The sequence below is a fragment of the Glutamicibacter sp. BS14 genome (assembly GCF_056934375.1).
Genome location: NZ_CM167801.1, coordinates 2,394,472 through 2,416,306, shown reverse-complemented (window position 1 = coordinate 2,416,306; position 21,835 = coordinate 2,394,472). Strand labels below are relative to the sequence as shown.

The window sequence follows — 21,835 nt, the reverse complement described above, 5'->3', positions numbered from 1 at the left end:
TCCCTTCACTTAGCGGCGTCCACGCCCAAGGCGGAACGTAATTCTTCTTCGCGGGAGCTCATTCCTTGGCGGAAGGCTTCCCAATATTCCGAGACGCGGTCGGTGTACTTGCCGACCTGGCGGTTTAGCGCCGCCCCGGATGAAACTTCAGCGTATTTCTTGGACGCGAGCACGCCAACGCCCACTCCAATCGAAACCCACAAGAGCTTTTTCATTCTAGTCTCCTTGGCGGCCACCAGTTGGCCGTATCCTATTCAGCGCGCCGATACGTGTTCGATCAAACAGCGTTGCTTGCTTAGCGGCTGCGGCGAGCCTTGCCGCTTGGCTTGGTGTTCATCGCGACCTTCACGCCTTCGGTGAACGCGGCAACCTTGATCAGCGGTTTGCCAACGGTGGCTGCTACCAGCGAGGACAGCGCGGACACATTGGCGGTGGTGTCAGAAACGTTGCTGGTGATGGCATCGACCTTCTTGAGCTGGTCGTTGGTGGTCGCCACGGTGTTGGCGACTTCGCCGATCAGCGGAGTGGTGCCGTCGGCCAGGTCCTTGATCGATTTGCGCAGCTCGTCGAACACCTTGCCCAACTTCATGATCGGCACTGCCAGCAGCACAACTAGTACAACAAACGCGCCGGCGGCGATGAGCCCTGCAATATCCGAACCCGACATGTGCTTCCTCTTCTGCTTTGGGTTTTTGGTGCCAGTCCACCTTATCGAAGTCAGAGCCCAGATAGGTAGTTAAGCGACAAGCCCGCAACCGTTTCCGGTTGCGGGCTTGGAACTAGCGCACGGATTTAGCGTGCGTAGTACTCGACCACGAGGTTCTCTTCGCAGGTCACTGGGATTTCGGTGCGCTCTGGGGTGCGCACGAAGGTAGCCTGGAGGGCTTCCAGCTTTACGTCCAGGTAAGCAGGAGCGGCTGGCAGCACCTTCGAGTGCTCACCTGCTGCAGCCATCTGGAATGGAACCATCTTCTCGCTCTTCTCGTGTACGTGGATCAGCTGACCCGGCTGTACCTTGAAGGACGGACGGTCTACACGCTGGCCGTTGACCAGGATGTGGCGGTGAACAACCATCTGGCGGGCCTGCTGGATGGTGCGGGCGAAGCCTGCACGCAGAACCAGGGCATCCAGACGGGACTCGAGCAGAGCCAGCAGGTTACCGCCGGTTTCGCCGCCGAGGCGCTTAGCTTCCTTGAAGGCGCTCAGCATCTGAGCTTCGCGGATGCCGTACTGGGCACGCAAACGCTGCTTTTCGCGCAGACGTACTGCGTAGTCGCTGTCCTGCTTCTTACGGGCGCGGCCGTGCTGGCCTGGACCGTATGGACGGCGCTCCATGTACTTTTCAGCTTTTGGAGTCAATGCAAGGCCGAGCGCACGCGAAAGGCGTACGGTGCGGCGGGCACGGGCGTTAGCCATAATGTGTCCCTTTCGATTAGCGACGGTATCTACTGGCCTCCAGGTGGGAGAGTGTGTGGGCGTCGCGTCCCTGCTTCACTTCAACCCTGCCTCCACGCTCGATGACTCGAATGCGGGACAAGGCTTGCCAGCCAAAGATCAAGTTTACACGAAACGGCAGCAGCTTTCGCTGAGGCTTAGCGCACAATCAGCGCTTGCCCTTGGAGCGCTGCGGATCCTTGCCCCGGATGATTTCACGCAAACGGGACAGGCGGGACCCTATGGTTTTTTCCGCACCGTTATTGGTCGGCGTGTAGTAGTCGGTGCCCACCAGATCATCGGGCAGGTACTGCTGGGTTGCGATGGAGTGCGGAGCATCATGGGCGTAGATGTAGCCCACGCCATGGCCCAGCTGCTTGGCGCCGGGATAGTGCGCGTCACGCAGGTGGTCGGGAACCAGCGAACCCTTGCCTTCGGATACGTCGGCCAGGGCGGCGTTGATCGCATTGTATGAAGCGTTGGACTTCGGGGCCGTAGCCAGATGAACCGTTGCCTGCCCGAGCATGATCCGTGCTTCCGGCATGCCGGTGAGCTGCACCGATTGAGCGGCTGCTACGGCAACGGGAAGTGCGGTGGGATCGGCCATGCCGATATCCTCCGAGGCCGAGATCATCAGGCGGCGGGCAATGAAGCGGGGGTCCTCCCCCGCAGAGAGCATGCGCGCCAGGTAATGCAGGGCCGCGTCCACATCAGAGCCACGAATGGACTTGATGAACGCGGAGATGATGTCGTAGTGCTGGTCGCCATCCTTGTCGTAGCGCTGGACCGCCTGGTCCATGGCCAGCTGCACATGGTCGTCCGTAATCAGCACCGGCGGATCGATGCCGGCGCCCGCGGCGTTCCAAGCCACCGCGCCGGCTGCTTCCAGCACGGTCAGCGAGCGTCGGGCATCGCCCTGGGCCAGGCGGACAATGGCGTCGCGCTGCTCCTCCTTGAGGAGCACCTGGCCGTCGAAACCCCGCTCGTCGGCCACAGCGCGCTCGAGCAAGGTGGACAGGTCGCCGTCGGTCAGCGGACGCAAGGTCAGCAGCAAAGAGCGCGAAAGCAGCGGCGAGATCACCGAGAAGGAGGGATTCTCCGTCGTCGCAGCTACCAGGACGACGACACGGTTTTCCACGCCGGGCAGCAGTGCGTCCTGCTGGGCCTTGTTGAAGCGGTGGATCTCGTCGAGGAAGAGCACGGTGGTAATCCCGCGCAGATCGCGGTCATCCTTGGCCTGTTCGATGACTCGCCGGACATCTTTGACACCGGCGGTGATGGCCGAAAGTTCCACGAATTTACGGTCGGTGGCGCGGGCGATCACGTGCGCGATGGTGGTTTTGCCAATTCCCGGAGGGCCATAGAGGATCACACTGGCAGGTCCAGCCAACCCGGTTTCAGGGTTTTCGGCCAGCTGTCGCAAGGGTGAACCCGGGCCTAGCAGGTGTTGTTGGCCGACGAGCTCATCCAAGGTCTTCGGGCGCATGCGCACCGCCAGTGGCGGACGGGGCCGGTTGACTTGGGGCTCACGCGCATCGCGTGGCTCATCGGACAGGGAATCGAACAAATCGCTCACCCCCTAAGCCTACCGATATTCTGGAAGCCCCACCGTCTTTTGAAAGGTCCGCCATATGCGCGCTGTCGTCCAGGTCGCTTCCACCGCCCATGTTGAGGTTGAAGGGCAGATTACCGGCCAGCTCGACTCCCCCGGTTTGGTGATCCTACTTGGGGTGACCCATGAGGATGATCAGGCGATCGCACGCAAGGTGGCCGAAAAGATCTGGCAGCTGCGGATCATGGAGGATGAAACCTCCGCAGCCGGGGTGAATGCACCACTGCTAGTGATCAGCCAGTTCACCCTGTACGGTTCGGTGCGCAAGGGCCGCCGCCCATCCTGGTCCAATGCGGCGCCCGGTCCTATCAGCGAACCGTTGTACGACTACTTCGTGGAGCACCTGCGCGAATTGGGTGCGAGCGTTCAGACCGGTGTATTTGGCGCGATGATGAATGTCTCGCTAACGAATACCGGACCGTTCACGATGATCGTAGACTCGGCAGACCTCCCCTAGCGGCCGGTGCTCTGTACCAGTTGGGTCAGTTGGTCGAAGCTGGCTCGTTGCTCGGCTAGTTCCACCCGTCCGGTGGCGGAGAGTTCGTAGACCTTTCGCCCCGGGCCACCTTGGCCTTCTTCCCAGCGGGTTTCAACAAAACCCGAGGCCTCGAGTTTGGCCAATGCGGGGTAGAGCGTGGCTCCCTTGATCGGCCCGAAACCGCGTTCCTGCAGGGATTTCGCCAGTGCATAACCGTGGGCCTGGCCAGCCGAGAGTTCGGCGAGTAAGAGCATCGGCAACATGGCGCGTTGCCAGCTACCCGGAAAGCCTTCGGGCTTAGTCATCGTCGCGCTCCTGCAGTGCCCGGGCATTGGCTGCTCGTTCCTTGAGCTTCTCTTGGACGTAGGCCTTGCGGTCAGCCGGACGCAGCTCGTAAACGCTCACCGCGGCAAACACCAGCACTGCGACCCCAAAGAAAATATCCCCGCCATTTCGCGCTGGATCCATCAGGCCAGCGACCGCGCCGACCGCGAATAAAGCGACTACGGTCAAGGTGGCCATGCGGCGTAGAAGCCAACGACGCTTGAGCGCCTTTTCGGTGTTCACTGCCAGCCCAATCACGAATTCATTGGGCGTTCCGAATTCAAGGTTTGGGTCAGCTTTTTCGCCTCGGGTCGCCGCATCATCGAGATGTTCTCGCGCAGTACTCAGCGACTCATTGGCTTCCTTGTGACTCATGCCGTAGCGTCCGCGCAGCAGTCTGGTGGTTTCCGCGAACCACTCGTCGGTGCCGAGAAGGATTTGTTGCCCGCCAGCGGCTTTCTGCGCTTTATAGGCAGGCATCAGATAGAAGCAAGCAACCACCAGCCCTGCGCCAAGAATTGGAGCTAACCAATTTGGCAGGGGCAGCAGATTATTGCTTCCTCCTATCTGCACGATTAGAGCGGCAGCTCCAACCGACACGAGGATACCTACCGGTCCCAGTATCCAGGACAGGCCGAATTTCCCCTTCAATCGGTTAAACCACCACAGGTATCCCGATAGTGCGATCCCTGCCCCGGCAGTTAGAGCAGAAAGCTGCCAGTAGTGCCACGAACTCGAGGTCCACCCATCGCGGAACCCGATCCAGATTCCAAATCCAGTGCACAGCAGGCCAACAAGCATCCCAACAACCGCCAATAGCGCAGTACTTGATTCGACGGGAAGTTCCGCGTCCGCGCGCTGCTCTGGCGTCAATAGACATTGAGCCCGCGTCGCACCATATTCGCCCGAATGGCCAAAGAGTTCCTCGGCCCGCTGCCCGCTATCGCGAACCATGCTCAGGGTGCGGTCCAGTTCGAGCGCCACCTGCGCATTGGTGAGGTCGTTCCACACCATTGAAGCGAAAAAGGTTTTAGCCCATTCCTGGTCCGCTTCTGGGTAACGTTCGATGATATCGTGTGGTTCTTCTGCTGGCACGTATCGCTCCAAAGTGGTCGTGAGAACTGGTTCTGCAAACTAAGTCAAAAACAAACCTAGTATTAAAAATACTCATAGTCCACCAAAAGAGCTAATTCCAGGTTAAAAAGAAGCCGGATGGAACGCATTCAAGCGTTCCATCCGGCGTTACGAAGCTGCGTGAACCTACTTGGCTTCGGCCTTGGCTTCGGTCTCTTCGGCCTTCTTCTTCTCAGGCTTGAAGTCGATGCCGGCTTCCTTGCGCTGCTGCGGGGTGATTGGCGCAGGAGCCGCGGTCAGCGGATCGAAACCGCCACCGGTCTTCGGGAAGGCGATCACGTCGCGGATGGACTCCGAGTTGGTCAGCAGCTGCAGCACGCGGTCCCAACCCAGGGCGATGCCGCCATGCGGTGGGGCGCCGTATTTGAAGCCCTCGAGCAGGAAGCCGAACTGGGTGTCAGCCTGCTCCTGGGTTACGCCCATGAGCTTGAAGACGCGTTCCTGGACGTCGCGCTGGTGGATACGGATCGAACCGCCGCCGATTTCGTTGCCGTTGCAGACAATGTCGTAGGCGTAGGACAGGGCCGATGCAGGATCAGTGTCGAAGGTGTCCATGAACTCCGGCTTGGGGCTGGTGAACGCGTGGTGCACAGCGGTCCAAGCGCCAGCGCCCACGGCCACGTCACCCGAGGCGACAGCGTCGGAGGCAGCTTCGAACATCGGTGCGTCGACGATCCAGACGAAGGCCCAGTCGCCTTCCTTGATCAGGCCGGTGCGGTGGCCGATCTCGACACGGACCGAACCGAGCAGTGCACGGGATTCGTTCTTCTTGCCGGCGGAGAAGAAGATGCAGTCTCCGGCGGCTGCGCCGGTAGCTGCGGCCAGTCCGGCCTTCTCTTCCTCGGACAGGTTCTTGGCCACTGGGCCAGCCAGCTCGCCATCTTCCTTGATCAGCACGTAGGCAAGTCCCTTGGCACCGCGCTGCTTGGCGAATTCCTGCCAGGCATCCAGGGTGCGGCGCGGTTGCGATGCGCCGCCAGGCATGACCACGGCGCCGACGTACTCGGACTGGAAGACCTTGAAGGAGGTGTTCGCGAAGTACTCGGTCATTTCGGTCAGTTCCAGGCCGAAGCGCAGATCCGGCTTGTCCGAACCGTACTTGGCCATGGCCTCCGAGTACGCCATGCGGCGGATCGGGGTCGGGACCTGCACGTCGATCAGGTTCCACAGTTCGGTGACCAACTTTTCGCCGAGCTCGATGATGTCATCTTCCTCGACGAACGATGCTTCGATGTCCAGCTGGGTGAACTCCGGCTGGCGGTCCGCGCGGAAGTCCTCATCGCGGTAGCAGCGGGCGATCTGGTAGTACTTCTCGAAGCCGCCGACCTGCAGCAGCTGCTTGAACAGCTGCGGGGACTGGGGCAAGGCGTACCAGCTGCCCGGGGTCAGTCGGGCCGGCACGACGAAGTCGCGGGCGCCTTCCGGGGTGGAGCGGGTCAGCGTCGGGGTTTCGATCTCGATGTAGCCCTGGTCGTGCAGCAGGTTGCGTGCCACGCGGTTGGCCTCGGAGCGCAGGCGGATGTTGCGGGCCGGGGTCGGGCGGCGCAGGTCCAGGTAGCGGTGGCGCAGGCGCGCTTCCTCGCCGACCTCGACGTGCTCGTCGACCTGGAATGGCAGCGGGGCCGCGGTGTTCAGCACGGTCACGGTCTCAGCGATGACCTCGATCTGCCCGGTAGGCAGATTCGGGTTCTCGTTGCCCTCCGGGCGGCGCTCGACGGTGCCGAGAATCTGCAGCACGAACTCATTGCGCAGCGGATGGAAGTCCTCTTCATCGCGCACGACGACCTGGGCCACGCCCGAAGCATCACGCAAATCCAGGAAGGCGACACCACCGTGGTCGCGGCGACGCGCGACCCAACCGGTGAGTGTGACCTGCTGTCCAATGTGCTCGGCGTTCAAGACGCCCAGCTGATGAGTGCGTAGCACTACGATCCTTTCGGTCGGTTGGGAAAGTTTCTTCCCATGAAGTTTAGTGCACCGTGATTGGTGCGCGGGCGGGCGATGGAGCCCGAGAACTAGCTGACGGCGATCTTCAGGTCCGCTTCGGCCGGCATCCAGGTGGACGGATCCGCGGCGACCTGCTCGCCGGAACGGATGTCCTTGACCTCGTGGGCGCCATCGGCATGGGTGAACCAGACGAACGGAATCCCGCGTCGATCAGCGAATTTGATCTGCTTGCCGAACTTCTCCGCGCTGGCTGCTACCTCGCAGGCGATGCCGCGCTCGCGCAGCTGCGAGGCTACATCCTGCGCTTCGTGCCAGGACTCGTCGTTGGCCAAGGTGACATATACCACCGAAGGCACCGAACGGCTTGCGGACACGGACTCTTCTGCAAGGATGCGCGAGACCAGGCGGGTGACGCCGATGGACAAGCCCACACCCGGGTAGTTCTTCTTGCCCTTGGAAGCCAGCGATTCGTAGCGCCCGCCCGAGCAGATCGAACCCAGGGATTCGTGGCCCACCAGCACGGTTTCGTACACGGTGCCGGTGTAGTAGTCCAGCCCGCGGGCGATGGACAAATCGGCCATGACCTTGCCCGGTGCGCGCTTGGATGCGGCATCGATGACCTGCGAGAGCTCATCCAAGCCGGTATCCAGCAGTTCGTGGCTGACGCCCAGTGCGCGGACCTGCTCCACGAAGGACGTGTCCATGGTGCGGATCTTGGCCAGGGCCAGGGCGGCGGCGGCCTGCTGCGCGGTGGCGCCGACTTCTTCGACCAGGATCTTGGCGACGGCATCATCGCCGATCTTTTCCAGCTTGTCGATGGCGCGCAGGACTGCATCCGGATCTTCCAGGCCCAGGCCGCGGTAGAAGCCCTCGGCCAGCTTGCGGTTATTCACCCGCAGGCGGAAATCACCGATCGGCAGGGCGGAGAGCGCGTCGGCAATGGTCAGCGCCAGCTCCACGTCGTAGCTGAAGGGCAAGGTGCCATCGCCCACGACATCGATGTCGGCCTGGGTGAATTCGCGGAAGCGGCCATCCTGCGGGCGTTCGCCACGCCAGACCTTCTGCATCTGGTAGCGGCGGAAGGGGAAGGCCAGGTGGCCTGCGTTCTCCACCACGTAGCGTGCGAAAGGCACGGTGAGGTCGAAGTGCAGGGCCAACGCGTTGGGATCGTTCTTCTCATCCTCCGCGGCCAGCCGTGACAGTCCGTAGACTTCCTTGTCGATTTCGCCCTTGCGCAGAAGTTGCGCTCGGGTTTCCACCGCACGGGTCTCGATGTTGGCGAATCCATGCAGTTCGAAGACGTGGCGCAAGGTATCGAGCACATGCTGTTCAACTGCCCGTTCGGCGGGAAGCCATTCCGGGAAACCTGATAGTGAGGCCTTGCGTGCCATGAAACTCCTTAGTGCAAATTGGGCTACCTACCCATCTTATAGCCCGAAACCCGAGAAACCTGTGCACGTCGGCTTACTAAGAAGCGGAGGTCACAGGTAGAGTTGGCTAAAGCAAGTGCTCGTAAAGTGAAAGAGTTTCAGCGGTGACCACCAGTCAGCAATCCGACGACAGCCAGAAGACCCCATTGCCACAGGCCCAGAAGCCTGCCGCAAAGCCGGTTGTAGCGCCAAGCGTCGCACATACCACTCCCCTCGACGAAGCGGCAAAGTTCGCCCGTGTGACCGAGGACGGCCACGTCTTCGTGATCATTGACGGCGCCGAATTCCCAGTGGGCCAATACCCCGACGCAACCCAGGACGAAGCCCTGGGCTACTTCGTGCGCAAATACGACGACGCGCTCTCGCAGCTGATGCTCCTGGAGCAGCGCGTCGTTGCCAAGGCCCCGGCCGGCGAGCTCAGCAAGGCTGTGCAGGCGCTCTCGGCCACCGTTGCCGAACGCCATATGGTCGGCGACATCCCGGCGCTGGAAACGCGCCTCGAGAATGCCCGCGTAGCCGTCGAGGCATTGACCAGCGAACAGCGCAAGGCCAACGACGAAGCTCGCGCGGAACAGCTCGCTGCCCGCGAAGCCATCGTCGAACAGGCTGAAGAGCTGGCCGGCAAGCGCCCGGAGCAGATCCAGTGGAAGACCGCTTCGGCGGCGATGAACGAGCTGTTCGACGCCTGGAAGGGTTCGCAGCGTTCCTCGGTGCGCCTGCCACGGTCCACCGAAGATGCGCTGTGGAAGCGATTCCGCTCCGCCCGCACCACCTTCGACCGCCATCGCCGGGCCTACTTCTCGCAGCTGGATTCGACCAACGCGGCCGCCAAGGAAGTGAAGGAAGAGCTGATCGCTCGCGCCGAGGTGCTGCAGGGGTCCACCGACTGGACCGCTACCGCCGCCGAGTACCGCAAGCTCATGGACGAGTGGAAGAAGTCGCGCCGTGCCTCGCGCAAGGACGACGACCAGCTCTGGAGCCGCTTCCGCGCCGCCCAGGATGTCTTCTTCCAGGCCCGCGCCGCGGCCAACGCCAAGATCGATGAAGAGTACTCCCAGAACCTCGTGGTGAAGGAAGCCCTGCTGGAAGAAGCGCGCGCGCTGCTTCCCATCAAGGATCTGGCTGTTGCCAAGAACAAGCTGGATTCGATCCGCACCCGTTGGGAAGCTGCCGGCAAGGTGCCGCGCAACGACCTGCAGCGCATTGAATCGGCCCTGCGCCAGGTCGAGGACGCGGTCAAGGGTGCCGAGGACGAGCAGTGGCGCCGTTCCAACCCGGAGACCAAGGCCCGCTCCAACTCGATGCTCTCGCAGCTGCAGGACACCATCTCCGCCTTGGAAGATGATCTGGCAGCAGCACAGGCCAAGGGCAACGCCAAGCAGATCGCGACAGCCCAGGAAGCCCTGGATGCACGCCGCATGTGGCTGAGCACCTTGGAGAAGTCGGCTGCCGACTTCCAGTAAGTAATCCACAGATCGCTTGCACACCGCCAACGCGGCGGCGCGAACTGGTTCAGTAGCTCTATGGAAACGAGAAATTCCCCAGCTACCGGACCTCGCGCCGCCGCGTTGCGCATTCCCGGGGACCTGTGGATCGCTGGTGAGATGTTCACCCGCAACGAGCTGCACGCCATGGCCCACAACGGCCTGCTGATCGAGGTCCTCGGTGATTATTTTTTGCCCAGCAGCATCCGAGTCAACGCGTCGGTGCGGGCACGGATTGCAGGTTTCGCCTGTGGCCGCGAGCTGGCCCGCGATGCGGTGCTAGCTCGCCAAACTGCAGCCTGGATCCATGGGCTCTTGCCGTCAGTGTCCACATTGTGCATCTACACCAAGAGCTACCATCGGCCGTTCTACCCCGGGCACGGGCTGAGGGCGGAATTCGCCCAAATGCAGGTGCCGGATACGGACATGGTGTTCCGCAGCCGCATCAGGGTGACCACCGCATTGCGCAGCGCCTGCGACTGCGCGAAATACGATCCATTGCCCATTGCCAGCCGCGTTCTGGGCACAGTCGCGGCGCTGGCAGATCCCTACCTGACTTTGGACGCCATCAAACAAGCCCTGGCATCTGAGGTTCCCTCACCCGAGCGCTCCCGAGCCCTGCGCCTGGTCCAGTCCTTCTCCGATACGGCGCAAGCGGCCTAGGTTGCCGCCGCGGGGTGCACCGCGCTATTAGCGGCGGGACCCTGCGGTGGTGCGGTAGACATCGTAGACGCCATCGATGCGGCGTACTTGGTTCAGCACGTGGCTCAGGAACTTGGGATCGCCCATTTCGAAGGAGAAACGGGAGATTGCCACACGGTCCTTGCTTGTCTGCACACTGGCCGAAAGGATGTTCAAGTGGCTTTCGGAGAGTATCCGGGTGACGTCGGAGAGCAGCGACTTGCGGTCCAATGCTTCGACCTGGATCTCCACCAGGAACACGCCATGGTGCTTGGTGGCCCACGTGACATTGACCAGTCGATCCGGCTGCTCGGCGAGCTGCGTCAGATTCAGGCAGTCGGTGCGGTGCACCGAGACTCCGGCGCCACGGGTTACGAAACCCTGGATTTCATCTGGCGGCACCGGGGTGCAGCAACGCGCCAGCTTCACCAGCACATCCCCCAGGCCCTCGACGATCACGCCGGCGTCGTTGCCCGTAGCCGGGCTGGGAGCCGTTGGGCGGACTACCGCTTCCTCATCGACCTGTTCGGCTTCTGGAGGGCCAATCAGGGCCGTTAAATGCTCAATGACGTTCTGTGCACTGGTATGGCCGTCGCCCACGGACTGGTACAGGGCCGAAATGTCCGTGTGGTGCAGTTCGTTGGCTACCGCCGTGAGCAGGTCGTGAGTCATCAATTTCTGCAATGGCAGCTGGTTGCGACGCAGTTCCTTGGTCAGCAGCTCCTTGCCCTTTTCGATGGCCTCCTCGCGGCGTTCCTTGGAGAAGTAACCGCGGATCTTTGCCTTGGCACGAGGCGAGCGGACAAAGTTCTGCCAATCCTGGGATGGGCCAGCGCCTTCGGCCTTCGAGGTGAAGACCTCCACCACATCGCCCTGCTTGAGCTCGGTATGCAGTGGGACGAGCTTGCCATTGACGCGGGAGCCGATGGTGCGGTGGCCGACGTCGGTGTGGATCGAGTAGGCGAAATCCACCGGTGTGGCACCAACCGGCAAAGACATGATGTCGCCCTTGGGGGTGAACACATAGACTTCAGCGGAGCTGATCGTGTAGCGAAGGCCGTCCAGGAACTCTTCGGAGTCGGCGGTATCCGCCTGCCACTCCATCAAGGAACGCAGCCAATCCATATTCTGTTCCGGCGAAAGCATGGAGTTATCGGTCTGCCCATGCTTGTACTGGAAGTGCGCTGCTACACCGTATTCGGCGCGTACGTGCATATCGTGGGTGCGGATCTGGATCTCTACCGGCTTGCCTTCAGGACCCATCACCGTGGTGTGCAGCGACTGGTAGAGGTTCAGCTTCGGGATCGCAATATAGTCCTTGAAGCGGTTAGGCAGTGGATTCCACTCCGCATGCACGACGCCCAGGGCGCCGTAGCAGTCCTTGACGGTATCCACCAGGATGCGCACGCCCATGAGGTCATGGATATCGTCGAAGTCCTTGCCGCGCACGATCATCTTCTGGTAGATCGAGTAGTAGTGCTTGGGCCGGCCGGACACCGAGGCATGGATGGCGACATCGCCGAGATCGCCCGAAAGGGTCTGGCGGATCGAGGAGAGGTACTTTTCACGTTCCGGAGTGCGATCGCCCACCATGCGGACGATCTCCTGGTAGACCTTCGGGTGCAAGGCAGCGAAGGACAGGTCCTCCAGCTCCCACTTGACGGTGTTCATGCCCAGACGGTGTGCCAACGGTGCGAAGATCTCCAGGGTTTCCTTCGCCTTGCGCGAGGAAGATTCCGGGGATACGTAGCGCCAGGTACGGGCATTGTGCAGGCGGTCGGCCAGCTTGATCAGCAGCACGCGGATGTCGCGGGACATGGCCACGACCATTTTGCGCACGGTCTCTGCCGGGGCCGCATCGCCATAGGTGACCTTGTCCAGCTTGGTCACGCCATCGACCAGCATGGCGATTTCCTCGGAGAATTCCTTCTTAACCGACTCCAGAGAGTAATCGGTGTCTTCAACGGTGTCGTGCAGCAAGGCGGCGGCAAGAATCGAGCCGGTCATCCCCATCTCCGCCAGGATCGTGGCGACGGCGACCGGGTGCGTTATGTACGGGTCGCCGCTCTTGCGCTTCTGGCCTTCATGGTACTTTTCGGCGACCTCGTAGGCGTGGACCAGCAGGTCCAGATCCGCCTTCGGATGCTTGGACTTGACCGTGCGCAATAGCGGTTCAAGGGTCGGCGATGTGCTCGGGGTGCTCCCCCGGCCAGCAAAGCGCACCAAACGAGAGATAGAGCGTCGTTTCGAATTGTTCAGGTTAGGCGTATTCGCCATGCCCCGCTCCTTCCCGTTGCCGTTGGATTCTTTCCCGAGCCTGCGTGAAGCCCGACGGAATCCAACGGTAGTTCCGGGCCACCAGATCACTGGTAGCCGGGCACTGAAAAAACACCTTCTTTAGTTCAAACGTTATAGCACGTTCGGGCGGTGACAACTAATTACGCATCTTCCCGCTTAAGCGAATTGGTGCCCCCAGCAAATGCTGGGAGCACCAAATTCAGATCTTCGGATCGGTTTAGGCAGCAGCCATCTTCTTATCGTGCGCTACCACGTCGTCGTCCTTGTGGCGGAGCCAATGGAACATTGGCGCCTGCACGAACAAGGTCGACAGGGCCGAGACGATGATACCGACGAACAGCGCCAAGGACAGGTCCTTGAGCGTACCGGCACCCAGCAGGTAGGAACCGATGAATAGGATCGCGGCCACTGGAAGCACGGCAACGACCGAGGTGTTGATCGAGCGAACCAGGGTCTGGTTCACAGCGAGGTTCACCAGCTGCTCGAAGGTGCGCTTGGACTGCTGGGTGTAGTCCTTGGTGTTTTCGCGGACCTTGTCGAAAACCACCACGGTGTCATACAGCGAGTAGCTCAGAATGGTCAGGAAGCCGATGATCGCGCTGGGCGTGATTTCGAAACCGGACAGCGAGTAGATGCCCGCAGTCACGATCACCACGGTAATCAGTCCGACGATCGCTGCCAGCGACATCTTCCAGGTTCGGAAGTAGGCAGCCATCAGCAAGCCAACCAGGACCACGAAGACTACCAAGCCAACCAGTGCCTGGCGCGAAACGTCTTCACCCCAGGTTGGGCCGATGAAGTTACTGGTAACTTCATCGCTGGAGACGCCGTAGTTCTCGGCGAGCTGGCCGGCGATGGCCAAGGTCTGGTCATCGCTCAAACGCTCAGTCTGCACGCGCATGGTGCCCGGAGCAATGTTAGTGACCGTTGCCTCGGAACCCGAAGCCACCGAGCTAACAGTTTTTTCACCAATCGAGATATCAGTGTTCTGCACATCCGAAACGGTGAATTCAGAACCACCGCGGAAGTCGATGCCCAGGTTGAAGCCGCCCTTGACCACTGGAAGCAGGATCGACAGCATCACCAGAATACCGGCGATCAGGAACCACAACCGGTACTTGGAGGTGAACGGGTAGGAACGCTTGCCGGTGTAGAGCTCGTTGCCCCAAGTGACTAGCTTATTCATTGTTCTCCTCCTGGGCCTTGGCCTGCGTGCTGGCTGGCTGTTCGGCCTGTGCACGGCGACGCTCGGCAATCGTCATGCGCTTGGCGGCCTCAGCCGAGGCCTTCGCATTCTTCTTGCCGCGGTTTGCCACAACGTTTTCATCGAAGCGGCGAACCTTGCCTGCACCTTGGTACAGCGGCTTGACGCCAAGCAACGATGGATCCATGCCCGAGAGCGGGTGGCCGTTGGCGAAGAACTTGGTGCGTGCCAGCAGGACCAAGGTTGGATGGGTCAGTCCGTACACGACCACGAGGTCAACGATTGCGGTCAGGCCCAAGGTGAAGGCGAAGCCTCGCACGTTGCCCACGGCAACGATGTAGAGCACTACTGCAGCCAACACGTTCACGGCCTTGGAGGCCAGAATGGTGCGCTTGGCACGCTTCCAGCCGATATCCACGGCGCTTGCCAATGGCCGGCCTTCGCGCAGCTCATCTCGAACACGCTCGAAGTACACGATGAACGAGTCCGCGATCAGGCCGATCGCCACGATCAAGCCAGCCACGCCCGCCAGCGACAGGCGGTAGTTCATGCCCCAGCCAAGCAGGACCAGGCAGAGGTAGGTCAGCACACCGGCGACGAGCAGCGAAGCGATGGTCACCAAGCCCAGGGCGCGGTACTGGAACAGCGAGTAGACGAATACCAGGACCAGGCCGATAACACCGGCAATGAGGCCCGCGGTCAGCTGGTCAGCACCCAGCGTTGCAGAAACCTGGCGCTCTGACTGGATGTCGAAGCTGATTGGCAGTGCGCCGTACTTCAGCTGCTCGGCCAGCGCCTGCGAGGTGTCCTGGGTGAAGCCACCGGAAATCTGCGGACGGCCATCGGAGATCACCGCATTGGTGGTTGGCGCCGAAATGGTTTCGCCATCAAGCACGATGGAGAACTGGTTCTGCGAACCCTGCAGGGCAATCAGACGCTGCGTGGTATCGGCGAAGATCTTGGTGCCTTCGGCATCGAATTCGATGACGACGACCCATTCGCCGGTGACCGAACCATTGACGCCGCGAGCGAGCTGCGCATATGCGTCCTTGATCTTGTCGCCGGAGATTTCCTGTGGGCCAAGGATGTACTTGACGCCCATGTCCGTATCGCAGGAGATCATTGGCTTGGCCGGGTCCGCAGCGTCCCCGCCACGGTCCTTGAGCTCGGTTTCGCAGTCGTAGCCTTCAAACTCCTGGAAGAGCTCTGCGGTGATCCAGTTGGTGTCCGATGGGTTCTCTGGCTTGCCCTCGGGCTTTGGCAGGTCTTCCTTGGGAGTGCGATCTTCCTCAGGAGTGGCTGCGTAGCTGCCGGTGATCAGCACCGGGCGGAACTCCATGTTGGCCGAGGCCTGGATCAAATCGCGAGTGGTCTGGTCCGGGGTGCCGGGCATCGATACCACAACGTTGCGACCGGACTGGGTGGTGATTTCCGATTCGGTAACACCGGAACCGTCCACACGCTGGCGGATGATCTCCACAGCTTGGTCCAGTTGTTCTTGGTTGATTGCTTCGTCGCCCTGGACCCGAGGGGCCAGGATCATCTCGGTACCGCCTTCGAGGTCGAGGGCGAGCTTCGGTCCCCATCCGGTTTTACCGTTCGCTGCACCGGCTACCAACACGCCGGTTGCGATGATGAAGACGATCAGCAACCATAGCAACGCTTTGCGCGCCTGCTTAACAGGTCTGATTGATGACATCTATTGTGCTTTCTGGTTTGGGTGGCTTAGCCTTCGGGCCACCGCTATGCTGCCCGGGACTTAGGCGTTGCGCTCGTCCTTGCCCTCATCGTTCAGGCGACGCAGGGACTCTTCCGGGGTTTCGGTGGTGCTGGTGGATTCTGCAGCGCCGTCGGCCACGGCCGGGGTTGCTGCATCCTTGTCCAGGAAGGTGGCAATGGCCTGGCGGTGCAGGTTCAGCACTACGCCCGGTGCGACCTCGACCTGGACGCGATCCTCTGCGTCAACGCCGACGACGGTGCCGAAGATACCCGAGTTGGTCATCACCTTGGCGCCTGGCACGGTGTTGTTCTTCAGCTTCTCCTGCTGGGCGGACTGCTTCTTGCGGCCACGGAACATCATGAAGATCAGCACTGCGAACAGCGCGACCATCAGGATCAGCGAAGGGTTGAAGCCGCCACCAGCGGCCTGAGCGATTACGAGGGGATTCACGTATTTACCTGCTAACGAATTGTTGCGATTTGATCTGAAGTTCTGGGATGCTGTTGCGGCTATTTCTGGCGTAATACAGCAAAGACGCCCCACCTCGCCCCGAAACGGGCATAGGTCGGGCGTCTTTAGTCTAATGCGTCACGGTGAACCGGCAGACCATTTACGCGGGCAGTGAAGTAATGCTTGCCTAATCCTCATCGTTTTCATAGCTTTGCGCACTGGCGAAGATGGCATCCTTTGGCATCGCCAAGCCCAAATGCGCCCAGGCTCCGGGCATGGCAATACGACCGCGCGGGGTCCGGCCCATCAGCCCTTCACGCACCAGGTATGGCTCTGCGACAGTTTCGACGGTTTCGGTTTCTTCACCCACGGCGATGGCCAGGGTCGATAGCCCCACCGGTCCCCCGCCGAATTTGGTGCACAAGGCTTCGAGCACACCCCGGTCCAGGCGATCAAGGCCACGTGCATCGACCTCGTACATGTCCAAGGCGGCCTCGGCCGCTTGGGCATCGATCTCTTCGAGCTTATGCACCAGCGCCCAGTCACGCACGCGGCGCAGCAGGCGGTTGGCGATACGGGGCGTACCGCGGGAGCGTCCGGCGATCTCGGTGAACGCGGCCGAAGTGACGCTCAGATCAAGCATCATGGCCGAACGGCGCAAAACCAGTTCAAGCTCCTTGACCGCGTAGAACTCCAGATGGCCAGTGAAGCCGAAGCGGTCACGCAACGGGCCGGGCAATAGTCCGGCGCGCGTGGTTGCGCCAACGAGGGTGAAGGGTGGAAGCTCCAGCGGAATGGCCGTGGCGCCGGCGCCCTTTCCGACGATGATATCTACGCGGAAGTCTTCCATGGCCATGTAGAGCATTTCCTCGGCCGGCCGGGACATGCGGTGGATTTCATCGAGGAACAGCACCTCGCCTTCGGTCAGCGACGAGAGGATCGCGGCCAAGTCACCGGCGTGCTGGATCGCTGGGCCGGAGGAAATGCGCAATGGCGCGTTCATCTCGGCGGCGATAATCATCGACAAGGTGGTCTTGCCCAGGCCCGGCGGGCCAGAAAGCAGAACGTGGTCCGCGGTGCGTTCGCGGATTTTCGCTGCTTCAAGCACCAGCGAGAGCTGCTGGCGCACTCGGGACTGGCCCACGAAGTCGTCGAGGTTCCGCGGGCGCAGGGCCGCTTCGATTACCCGTTCCTCGGGTTCGCTGCCGGCGTTCGTGAGCCCGGTGGAGTCATTCATGATCAGTTGATCCTCTCGCAGACCGCTTAGGCGCGGGTTCCGCTGGACATGCTGCGCAGTGCAGCACGCAAGATTTCTGCGACGTTGCCGGTGGCAACGACATCTGGATCAGCCTTGGACAGCGATTTCAGGGTGCTGGTTGCATCCTTTTCGCTCCAGCCCAGGCCGGTCAGCGCCTCGATCACCTGCGGTTCCCAGACGCTCGCGTTGCCGCCGCCGGAAACCGGAGCCACTGGCGCGCCAGTCGGGATCAGCTTGCCGTTCAGTTCCAGCACGATGCGGCTCGCGCCCTTGGGGCCAATGCCCGATACCTTGGTGAAAGCGGCGGTGTCCTTGGTGTTCGCCGCGATGCGGACTTCCTCCGGAGAGTGCACCGCCAAGATGGCCAAGCCGGTGCGCGGCCCGATGCCCGATACGGAAACCAGGACCTCGAAGACATCGCGTTCCTCAGCGGTGGCGAAGCCGAAGAGGGTCATCGAATCCTCGCGGACCACCATGGAGGTGAATACCGTAGCCTCGCGTCCTGCCTGCAGGGTGGACAGCGTCCCGGGGGTGGCATTGACCAGCATCCCGAAGCCGTTAACGTCAATTACCGCGGTATTCAGGGCTACCGCCTGCACGGTGCCGGTCAATGAGCTGATCATGCCACTCCTTGGGATATATGTTCGATCGAACCCAGTTTATCGAAGATACCTACGAATATCGATCCGCCGCGTTCCCCGGTGGGTCGAGGCCGCTGCCGTGCTGGCCGGCTAGCGGCGCACTGCACGGCGCTTGGCCGACGCCTCAGCGGCAATCCACGCCTGCTGCGCACCGGTCAGCTGCGACGAACCACCGGCATTAGCCGCGGAGGCCGAGGCATTCGAGCCGGTGGCCGCACCGCGCCAACCGTGGGTAATCGCCAAGGCCACCGCATCAGCGGCGTCGGCAGGCTTAGGCGGTTCATCGAGCCGGCAGATCTTGGCAACCATCTTGCCGATCGCCGCCTTGGTGGCCTGTCCCGAACCGGTAACCGCCGCCTTGACCTCGGTCGGCGTGTGCAGGGCCACGGGTATTCCGCGTCGCGCTGCCGCGGTGATGACAACACCGGTGACCTGCGCGGTGCCGATGACCGTGGAGACGTTCGCCGAAGCGAACACGCGTTCCAAGGCGAGCACATCGGGCTGATGCAGATCCAACCATTCGTCGATGGCGTTGGCGATCTTCAAGAGCCGGGCATCGAGCGGAGTGCCCGGAGGGGTGCCGGCGACGGTGACGTCGACCAGCGAAACTTGCCTGTTTGCGGCGACGTCGACCACGGCAAGACCGCAACGGGTCAGGCCGGGATCGACGCCAACAACACGTAAGGCCAAGCCTTACTGCTCTTCGTCCAGCGCGGCGCGAACCTCGTCGGACAGATCAGCGTTGGTGTAGATGCCCTGGACATCATCCAGTTCTTCCAGCGCGTCGTAGAGCTTGAGGAACTTGCGAGCTCCTTCAACGTCCAGGTCGACCTTCATCGATGGAATGAATTCCATTTCGTCGGACTCGTAGGCGATGTCCGCTTCATCCAGCGCAGCGGCCACAGCGCGCAGGTCCGAAGGGTCGCAGACGATGGCGAAGTTCTCGTCCTCGTCCATGATCTCGTCGGCACCGGCGTCCAGCACGACCATCAGCAGGTCGTCTTCGGTCAGCTCGCCCTTGGGCAGGCGGACAACGCCCTGGCGGTTGAACAGGTAGGCGACCGAACCCGGGTCGGCGATGGTGCCGCCGTTGCGGGTGATGCCCACGCGCACCTCGGAGGCTGCACGGTTCTTGTTGTCGGTCAGGCACTCGATCAGCAGGGCCGAGCCCTGCGGGCCGCGTGCTTCATAGATGATCTCGGTGTAGTCGACGACCTCGCCGGTCAGGCCTGCGCCGCGCTTGACGGCGCGGTCGATGTTGTTGATCGGCACGGAGTTCTTCTTGGCCTTGCTGACAGCAAGTTCCAGTGCCGGGTTGCCGGCCATGTCGGCGCCGCCGGCACGGGCGGCAACTTCAATGCCCTTGATGAATTTTGCGAAGGCCTTGGCGCGCTTGGCGTCGATCGCGGCCTTCTTGTGCTTGGTAGTTGCCCATTTGGAGTGGCCTGACATGCTTTAAGCGTCTCCTCGCGTGAGATTGATGAAAAATTGGTGGATAGCGGTGCTGCCGGTGACTTCCGGGTGAAAGCTGGTTGCCAACAATTTTCCCTGGCGTACTGCAACAATTCTACCCTGTTCGTGATCCGTCCCCGCTTGAACGGTGCTGATCACTTGCACGTCCGGGCCAATTTGCACGGCTTCCGGTGCGCGGATGAACACCGCTTCGAGATTTTGCCCGTTGAAGTCCAGCTGGTGCTCGAATGAGTCGATCTGGCGCCCGAACGCGTTGCGCTTGACCGTCATGTCGATGCCGCCGAAGCTTTGCTGTACCGCGCCATCTCGCGAGATTGCAGGGTTCTCGATGCGATCGGCCAGCATGATCATTCCGGCGCAGGAGCCGTAGGCTGGCATGCCTGCTGCGATGCGCTCCTTGATGGGACCAGCTAGCCCGTAGTTGCGGGACAGCCGGTCAATCACCGAGGACTCGCCGCCGGGAATCACCAGCGCGTCAACCTGCTCCAAATCGACGACGGTGCGCACCATGTGCGTGCGCTGCCCGAGCCGTTCCAAAGAGGCCAGATGTTCGCGGAAATCCCCTTGCAGAGCGAGGACGCCTATTTTCGGCATGGTTCTAACCTTCATGGTGTTCAGTGGTTGGCAGCACGAAAAATGCGCCGAAATAACGTTAAACCCAGAGAGGCCGTGGTCCTGTTTTGTTTCCCGGTGTGTCGCGGATTCTTCGACGCCGCCTCCCGGCAAGTGGTGGAACTTGGTAGGTTCAAGGACATGATTGCTGATATTTCTTCCCTCGAACTTGCCGGCGGCGTGAGCATGCCCTCGATCGGTTTGGGCACGTGGCCCATGCGTGGACACGAGGCGGCCGCAGCGGTGCTGTCCGCCCTCGACGTGGGCTACCGCCGCATTGATACAGCGGAGAACTACGAGAATGAGGACGCCGTGGGCAAGGCCCTGGCACAGAGCCGGCTTCATCGCGATGAAATTTTCGTAACCACCAAATTCAACAAGCAATGGCATTCGGCCCAAGGCGTGCGCCAGGCGTTGGAGAACTCCCTGGACCGCTTGGGTCTTGAGTATGTGGATCTGTTCTTGATCCACTGGCCCAGCCCCCAGCAGAACACCTATGTCGAAGCCTTCACTGAGCTGGGCAAACTAGTAGACGAGGGCAAGATCCGGGCTGCGGGAGTCTCGAACTTCAAGCCCTACCAGCTGCAGAACGTCCTGGATTCGGGGCTCGTGCCGGCGCTGAACCAGATCCAGGTTGATCCTGAACGGCAAAGCGTCGATTGGCAAGGTTTCAACACCGAGCATGGCGTTCGGACCGAAGCCTATTCCCCGCTGGGACGCAAGAAATCTGGACTCCTTTCACATCCTGCCCTGGTCCGGATCGCCCAAGCGCATGGGAAGAGCAGCGCGCAGGTGACCCTGCGCTGGCATGTCCAGTCCGGGCGGGCAGCAGCACCGAAATCGGCAGACCAGCGGCGGCAGAGCGAGAACCTGGACATTTTCGACTTCCAGCTCACCCAGGCGGAAATGGCCGCCATCAATGCCATGGATACTGGTGCTGGCCCCTTCACCGATTCGGATGAGTTCGGGCACTGAATTCCCGCAATTCCTGCATGCGGCAGAAACGGAGAACCCGAACATGCTTCACGGCTACCAGCGCCCAGATATCGAAGTGGCGGATTACTTCGACGAGCACGGTGCGATGATCCCCTATGGCCAGCGCTGGGATGAGCAGCCTCCAGCGGAGAGCTATTCGCTGACCTCCCATGTGCAACGCTTTGCCCCGGTGCCGCAGGTAGCCCAGGCGTTGCTGGATTGCCTGCGCGAGCAGTTCGAGGTGCGTTGCTTCGAAGATCCCGGGCTGGCCAGGCACATGCGGATTCAACCGGGCCATGTGGTGCGCTCTGTTCGCGTATTTCCGATGGATTCGCGCTGCGCGCCACTGGGCATGGTCTTCACCACGTTTCCCGCGGTGCACCTGGAGCTCGGCGCGTTGTACCGCGCGACATTTCCGCCGTGCGGCTGCGATGGATGCGACGAAGTTGTCCCAGAAATCCTTGAGGAACTCGAGATCCAGGTGAGTGCCGCCGCGTCCGGAGGATTCGGCGAGTTCCTGGATCGAGGCATGGACCGCCTCGTGCACTGTTTCGACGTTGACGGGACAGGATTCGGCGAGCAGTCCCGCGGCCTCGAAGACATATCGCCGGCACGGCTAGCCAGAGCACGCGCAATTCTTCCCTCAAGCCGCGTGTGGGCACCTTGGCCATTGCGCTAGG

At 61.5% G+C, this 21,835-nt stretch carries 22 protein-coding genes; 5 read left to right on the top strand and 17 right to left on the bottom strand.

Annotated elements, in window-relative coordinates; all coding sequences use genetic code 11:
• Window positions 1-5: 5 nt before the first annotated feature.
• The 4 genes from AC1Z36_RS11465 to AC1Z36_RS11450 all read right to left on the bottom strand — a co-directional run bounded on the left by AC1Z36_RS11465 (window position 6) and on the right by AC1Z36_RS11450 (window position 3,010).
• The gene (locus AC1Z36_RS11465; protein WP_105661299.1) at window positions 6-215 is read right to left on the bottom strand and encodes a hypothetical protein; all 210 of its coding nucleotides are present in this window, start codon (window positions 213-215) and stop codon (window positions 6-8) included.
• 80 nt (window positions 216-295) lie between these two features.
• Window positions 296-667, bottom strand: a complete 372-nt coding sequence (locus tag AC1Z36_RS11460) for a DUF948 domain-containing protein (protein ID WP_105658292.1) — start codon at window positions 665-667, stop codon at window positions 296-298.
• Between the two features lie 125 nt (window positions 668-792).
• Window positions 793-1,419, bottom strand: a complete 627-nt coding sequence (gene rpsD, locus AC1Z36_RS11455) for a 30S ribosomal protein S4 (RefSeq protein ID WP_105658291.1) — start codon at window positions 1,417-1,419, stop codon at window positions 793-795.
• Window positions 1,420-1,603: 184 nt separating this feature from the next.
• Window positions 1,604-3,010 (bottom strand): replication-associated recombination protein A, encoded by a 1,407-nt coding sequence (locus AC1Z36_RS11450; RefSeq protein ID WP_105661360.1) that lies wholly within the window; start codon window positions 3,008-3,010, stop codon window positions 1,604-1,606.
• A gap of 55 nt (window positions 3,011-3,065) precedes the next feature.
• Between AC1Z36_RS11450 and dtd the strand changes: the two genes are divergently transcribed.
• The gene (dtd, locus tag AC1Z36_RS11445; protein ID WP_105658289.1) at window positions 3,066-3,503 is read left to right on the top strand and encodes a D-aminoacyl-tRNA deacylase; all 438 of its coding nucleotides are present in this window, start codon (window positions 3,066-3,068) and stop codon (window positions 3,501-3,503) included.
• Here dtd and AC1Z36_RS11440 read toward each other — a convergent pair.
• The 4 genes from AC1Z36_RS11440 to hisS form a co-directional block, all read right to left on the bottom strand.
• The gene (locus AC1Z36_RS11440; RefSeq protein ID WP_105661361.1) at window positions 3,500-3,829 is read right to left on the bottom strand and encodes a PadR family transcriptional regulator; all 330 of its coding nucleotides are present in this window, start codon (window positions 3,827-3,829) and stop codon (window positions 3,500-3,502) included. The genes dtd and AC1Z36_RS11440 overlap by 4 nt on opposite strands.
• Window positions 3,822-4,943 (bottom strand): hypothetical protein, encoded by a 1,122-nt coding sequence (locus AC1Z36_RS11435; protein WP_146112899.1) that lies wholly within the window; start codon window positions 4,941-4,943, stop codon window positions 3,822-3,824. The genes AC1Z36_RS11440 and AC1Z36_RS11435 overlap by 8 nt, the downstream gene beginning before the upstream one ends.
• Before the next feature lie 165 nt (window positions 4,944-5,108).
• Complete coding sequence (gene aspS, locus AC1Z36_RS11430) at window positions 5,109-6,908, bottom strand: aspartate--tRNA ligase (protein ID WP_105661363.1); 1,800 nt, start codon at window positions 6,906-6,908, stop codon at window positions 5,109-5,111.
• 89 nt (window positions 6,909-6,997) lie between these two features.
• Window positions 6,998-8,320, bottom strand: coding sequence for a histidine--tRNA ligase (gene hisS, locus AC1Z36_RS11425; protein ID WP_483561262.1), 1,323 nt, complete (start codon window positions 8,318-8,320; stop codon window positions 6,998-7,000).
• Between the two features lie 143 nt (window positions 8,321-8,463).
• Between hisS and AC1Z36_RS11420 the strand changes: the two genes are divergently transcribed.
• On the top strand, window positions 8,464-9,822 hold the full coding sequence (locus AC1Z36_RS11420) for a DUF349 domain-containing protein (RefSeq protein WP_133833327.1): 1,359 nt from the start codon (window positions 8,464-8,466) through the stop codon (window positions 9,820-9,822).
• A gap of 60 nt (window positions 9,823-9,882) precedes the next feature.
• Entirely contained in the window at window positions 9,883-10,506 is a 624-nt protein-coding gene (locus AC1Z36_RS11415; RefSeq protein WP_146112900.1) for a hypothetical protein, read from the top strand.
• Window positions 10,507-10,533: 27 nt separating this feature from the next.
• Here the strand turns inward: AC1Z36_RS11415 and AC1Z36_RS11410 are convergent, their stop codons facing one another.
• The 9 genes from AC1Z36_RS11410 to pdxT form a co-directional block, all read right to left on the bottom strand.
• Window positions 10,534-12,801, bottom strand: coding sequence for a RelA/SpoT family protein (locus tag AC1Z36_RS11410; protein WP_105661367.1), 2,268 nt, complete (start codon window positions 12,799-12,801; stop codon window positions 10,534-10,536).
• 238 nt (window positions 12,802-13,039) lie between these two features.
• Window positions 13,040-14,008, bottom strand: coding sequence for a protein translocase subunit SecF (secF, locus tag AC1Z36_RS11405; protein WP_105658281.1), 969 nt, complete (start codon window positions 14,006-14,008; stop codon window positions 13,040-13,042).
• Window positions 14,001-15,725, bottom strand: coding sequence for a protein translocase subunit SecD (gene secD / locus AC1Z36_RS11400; RefSeq protein WP_105661368.1), 1,725 nt, complete (start codon window positions 15,723-15,725; stop codon window positions 14,001-14,003). Before secD ends, secF begins: the two co-directional genes overlap by 8 nt.
• Window positions 15,726-15,785: 60 nt before the next feature.
• Window positions 15,786-16,196, bottom strand: coding sequence for a preprotein translocase subunit YajC (gene yajC, locus AC1Z36_RS11395; RefSeq protein WP_105661369.1), 411 nt, complete (start codon window positions 16,194-16,196; stop codon window positions 15,786-15,788).
• 187 nt (window positions 16,197-16,383) lie between these two features.
• Window positions 16,384-17,433 carry a Holliday junction branch migration DNA helicase RuvB gene (gene ruvB, locus AC1Z36_RS11390; RefSeq protein ID WP_105661370.1) on the bottom strand — a complete coding sequence of 350 codons (1,050 nt, stop codon included), beginning with the start codon at window positions 17,431-17,433 and terminating at the stop codon, window positions 16,384-16,386.
• A 26-nt stretch (window positions 17,434-17,459) separates the two neighbouring features.
• The gene (ruvA, locus tag AC1Z36_RS11385; RefSeq protein WP_105661371.1) at window positions 17,460-18,077 is read right to left on the bottom strand and encodes a Holliday junction branch migration protein RuvA; all 618 of its coding nucleotides are present in this window, start codon (window positions 18,075-18,077) and stop codon (window positions 17,460-17,462) included.
• A 108-nt stretch (window positions 18,078-18,185) separates the two neighbouring features.
• Complete coding sequence (ruvC, locus tag AC1Z36_RS11380) at window positions 18,186-18,785, bottom strand: crossover junction endodeoxyribonuclease RuvC (RefSeq protein ID WP_105658276.1); 600 nt, start codon at window positions 18,783-18,785, stop codon at window positions 18,186-18,188.
• Window positions 18,786-18,788: 3 nt separating this feature from the next.
• Window positions 18,789-19,547 (bottom strand): YebC/PmpR family DNA-binding transcriptional regulator, encoded by a 759-nt coding sequence (locus AC1Z36_RS11375; RefSeq protein ID WP_105658275.1) that lies wholly within the window; start codon window positions 19,545-19,547, stop codon window positions 18,789-18,791.
• A 3-nt stretch (window positions 19,548-19,550) separates the two neighbouring features.
• Window positions 19,551-20,162, bottom strand: a complete 612-nt coding sequence (gene pdxT, locus AC1Z36_RS11370) for a pyridoxal 5'-phosphate synthase glutaminase subunit PdxT (RefSeq protein ID WP_105661372.1) — start codon at window positions 20,160-20,162, stop codon at window positions 19,551-19,553.
• Between the two features lie 159 nt (window positions 20,163-20,321).
• Here pdxT and AC1Z36_RS11365 point away from each other — a divergent pair, with 159 nt between their 5' ends.
• Window positions 20,322-21,155 carry an aldo/keto reductase gene (locus AC1Z36_RS11365; RefSeq protein WP_105661373.1) on the top strand — a complete coding sequence of 278 codons (834 nt, stop codon included), beginning with the start codon at window positions 20,322-20,324 and terminating at the stop codon, window positions 21,153-21,155.
• On the top strand, window positions 21,139-21,834 hold the full coding sequence (locus AC1Z36_RS11360) for a DUF6226 family protein (protein WP_483561261.1): 696 nt from the start codon (window positions 21,139-21,141) through the stop codon (window positions 21,832-21,834). The genes AC1Z36_RS11365 and AC1Z36_RS11360 overlap by 17 nt, the downstream gene beginning before the upstream one ends.
• Window position 21,835 lies beyond the last annotated feature (1 nt).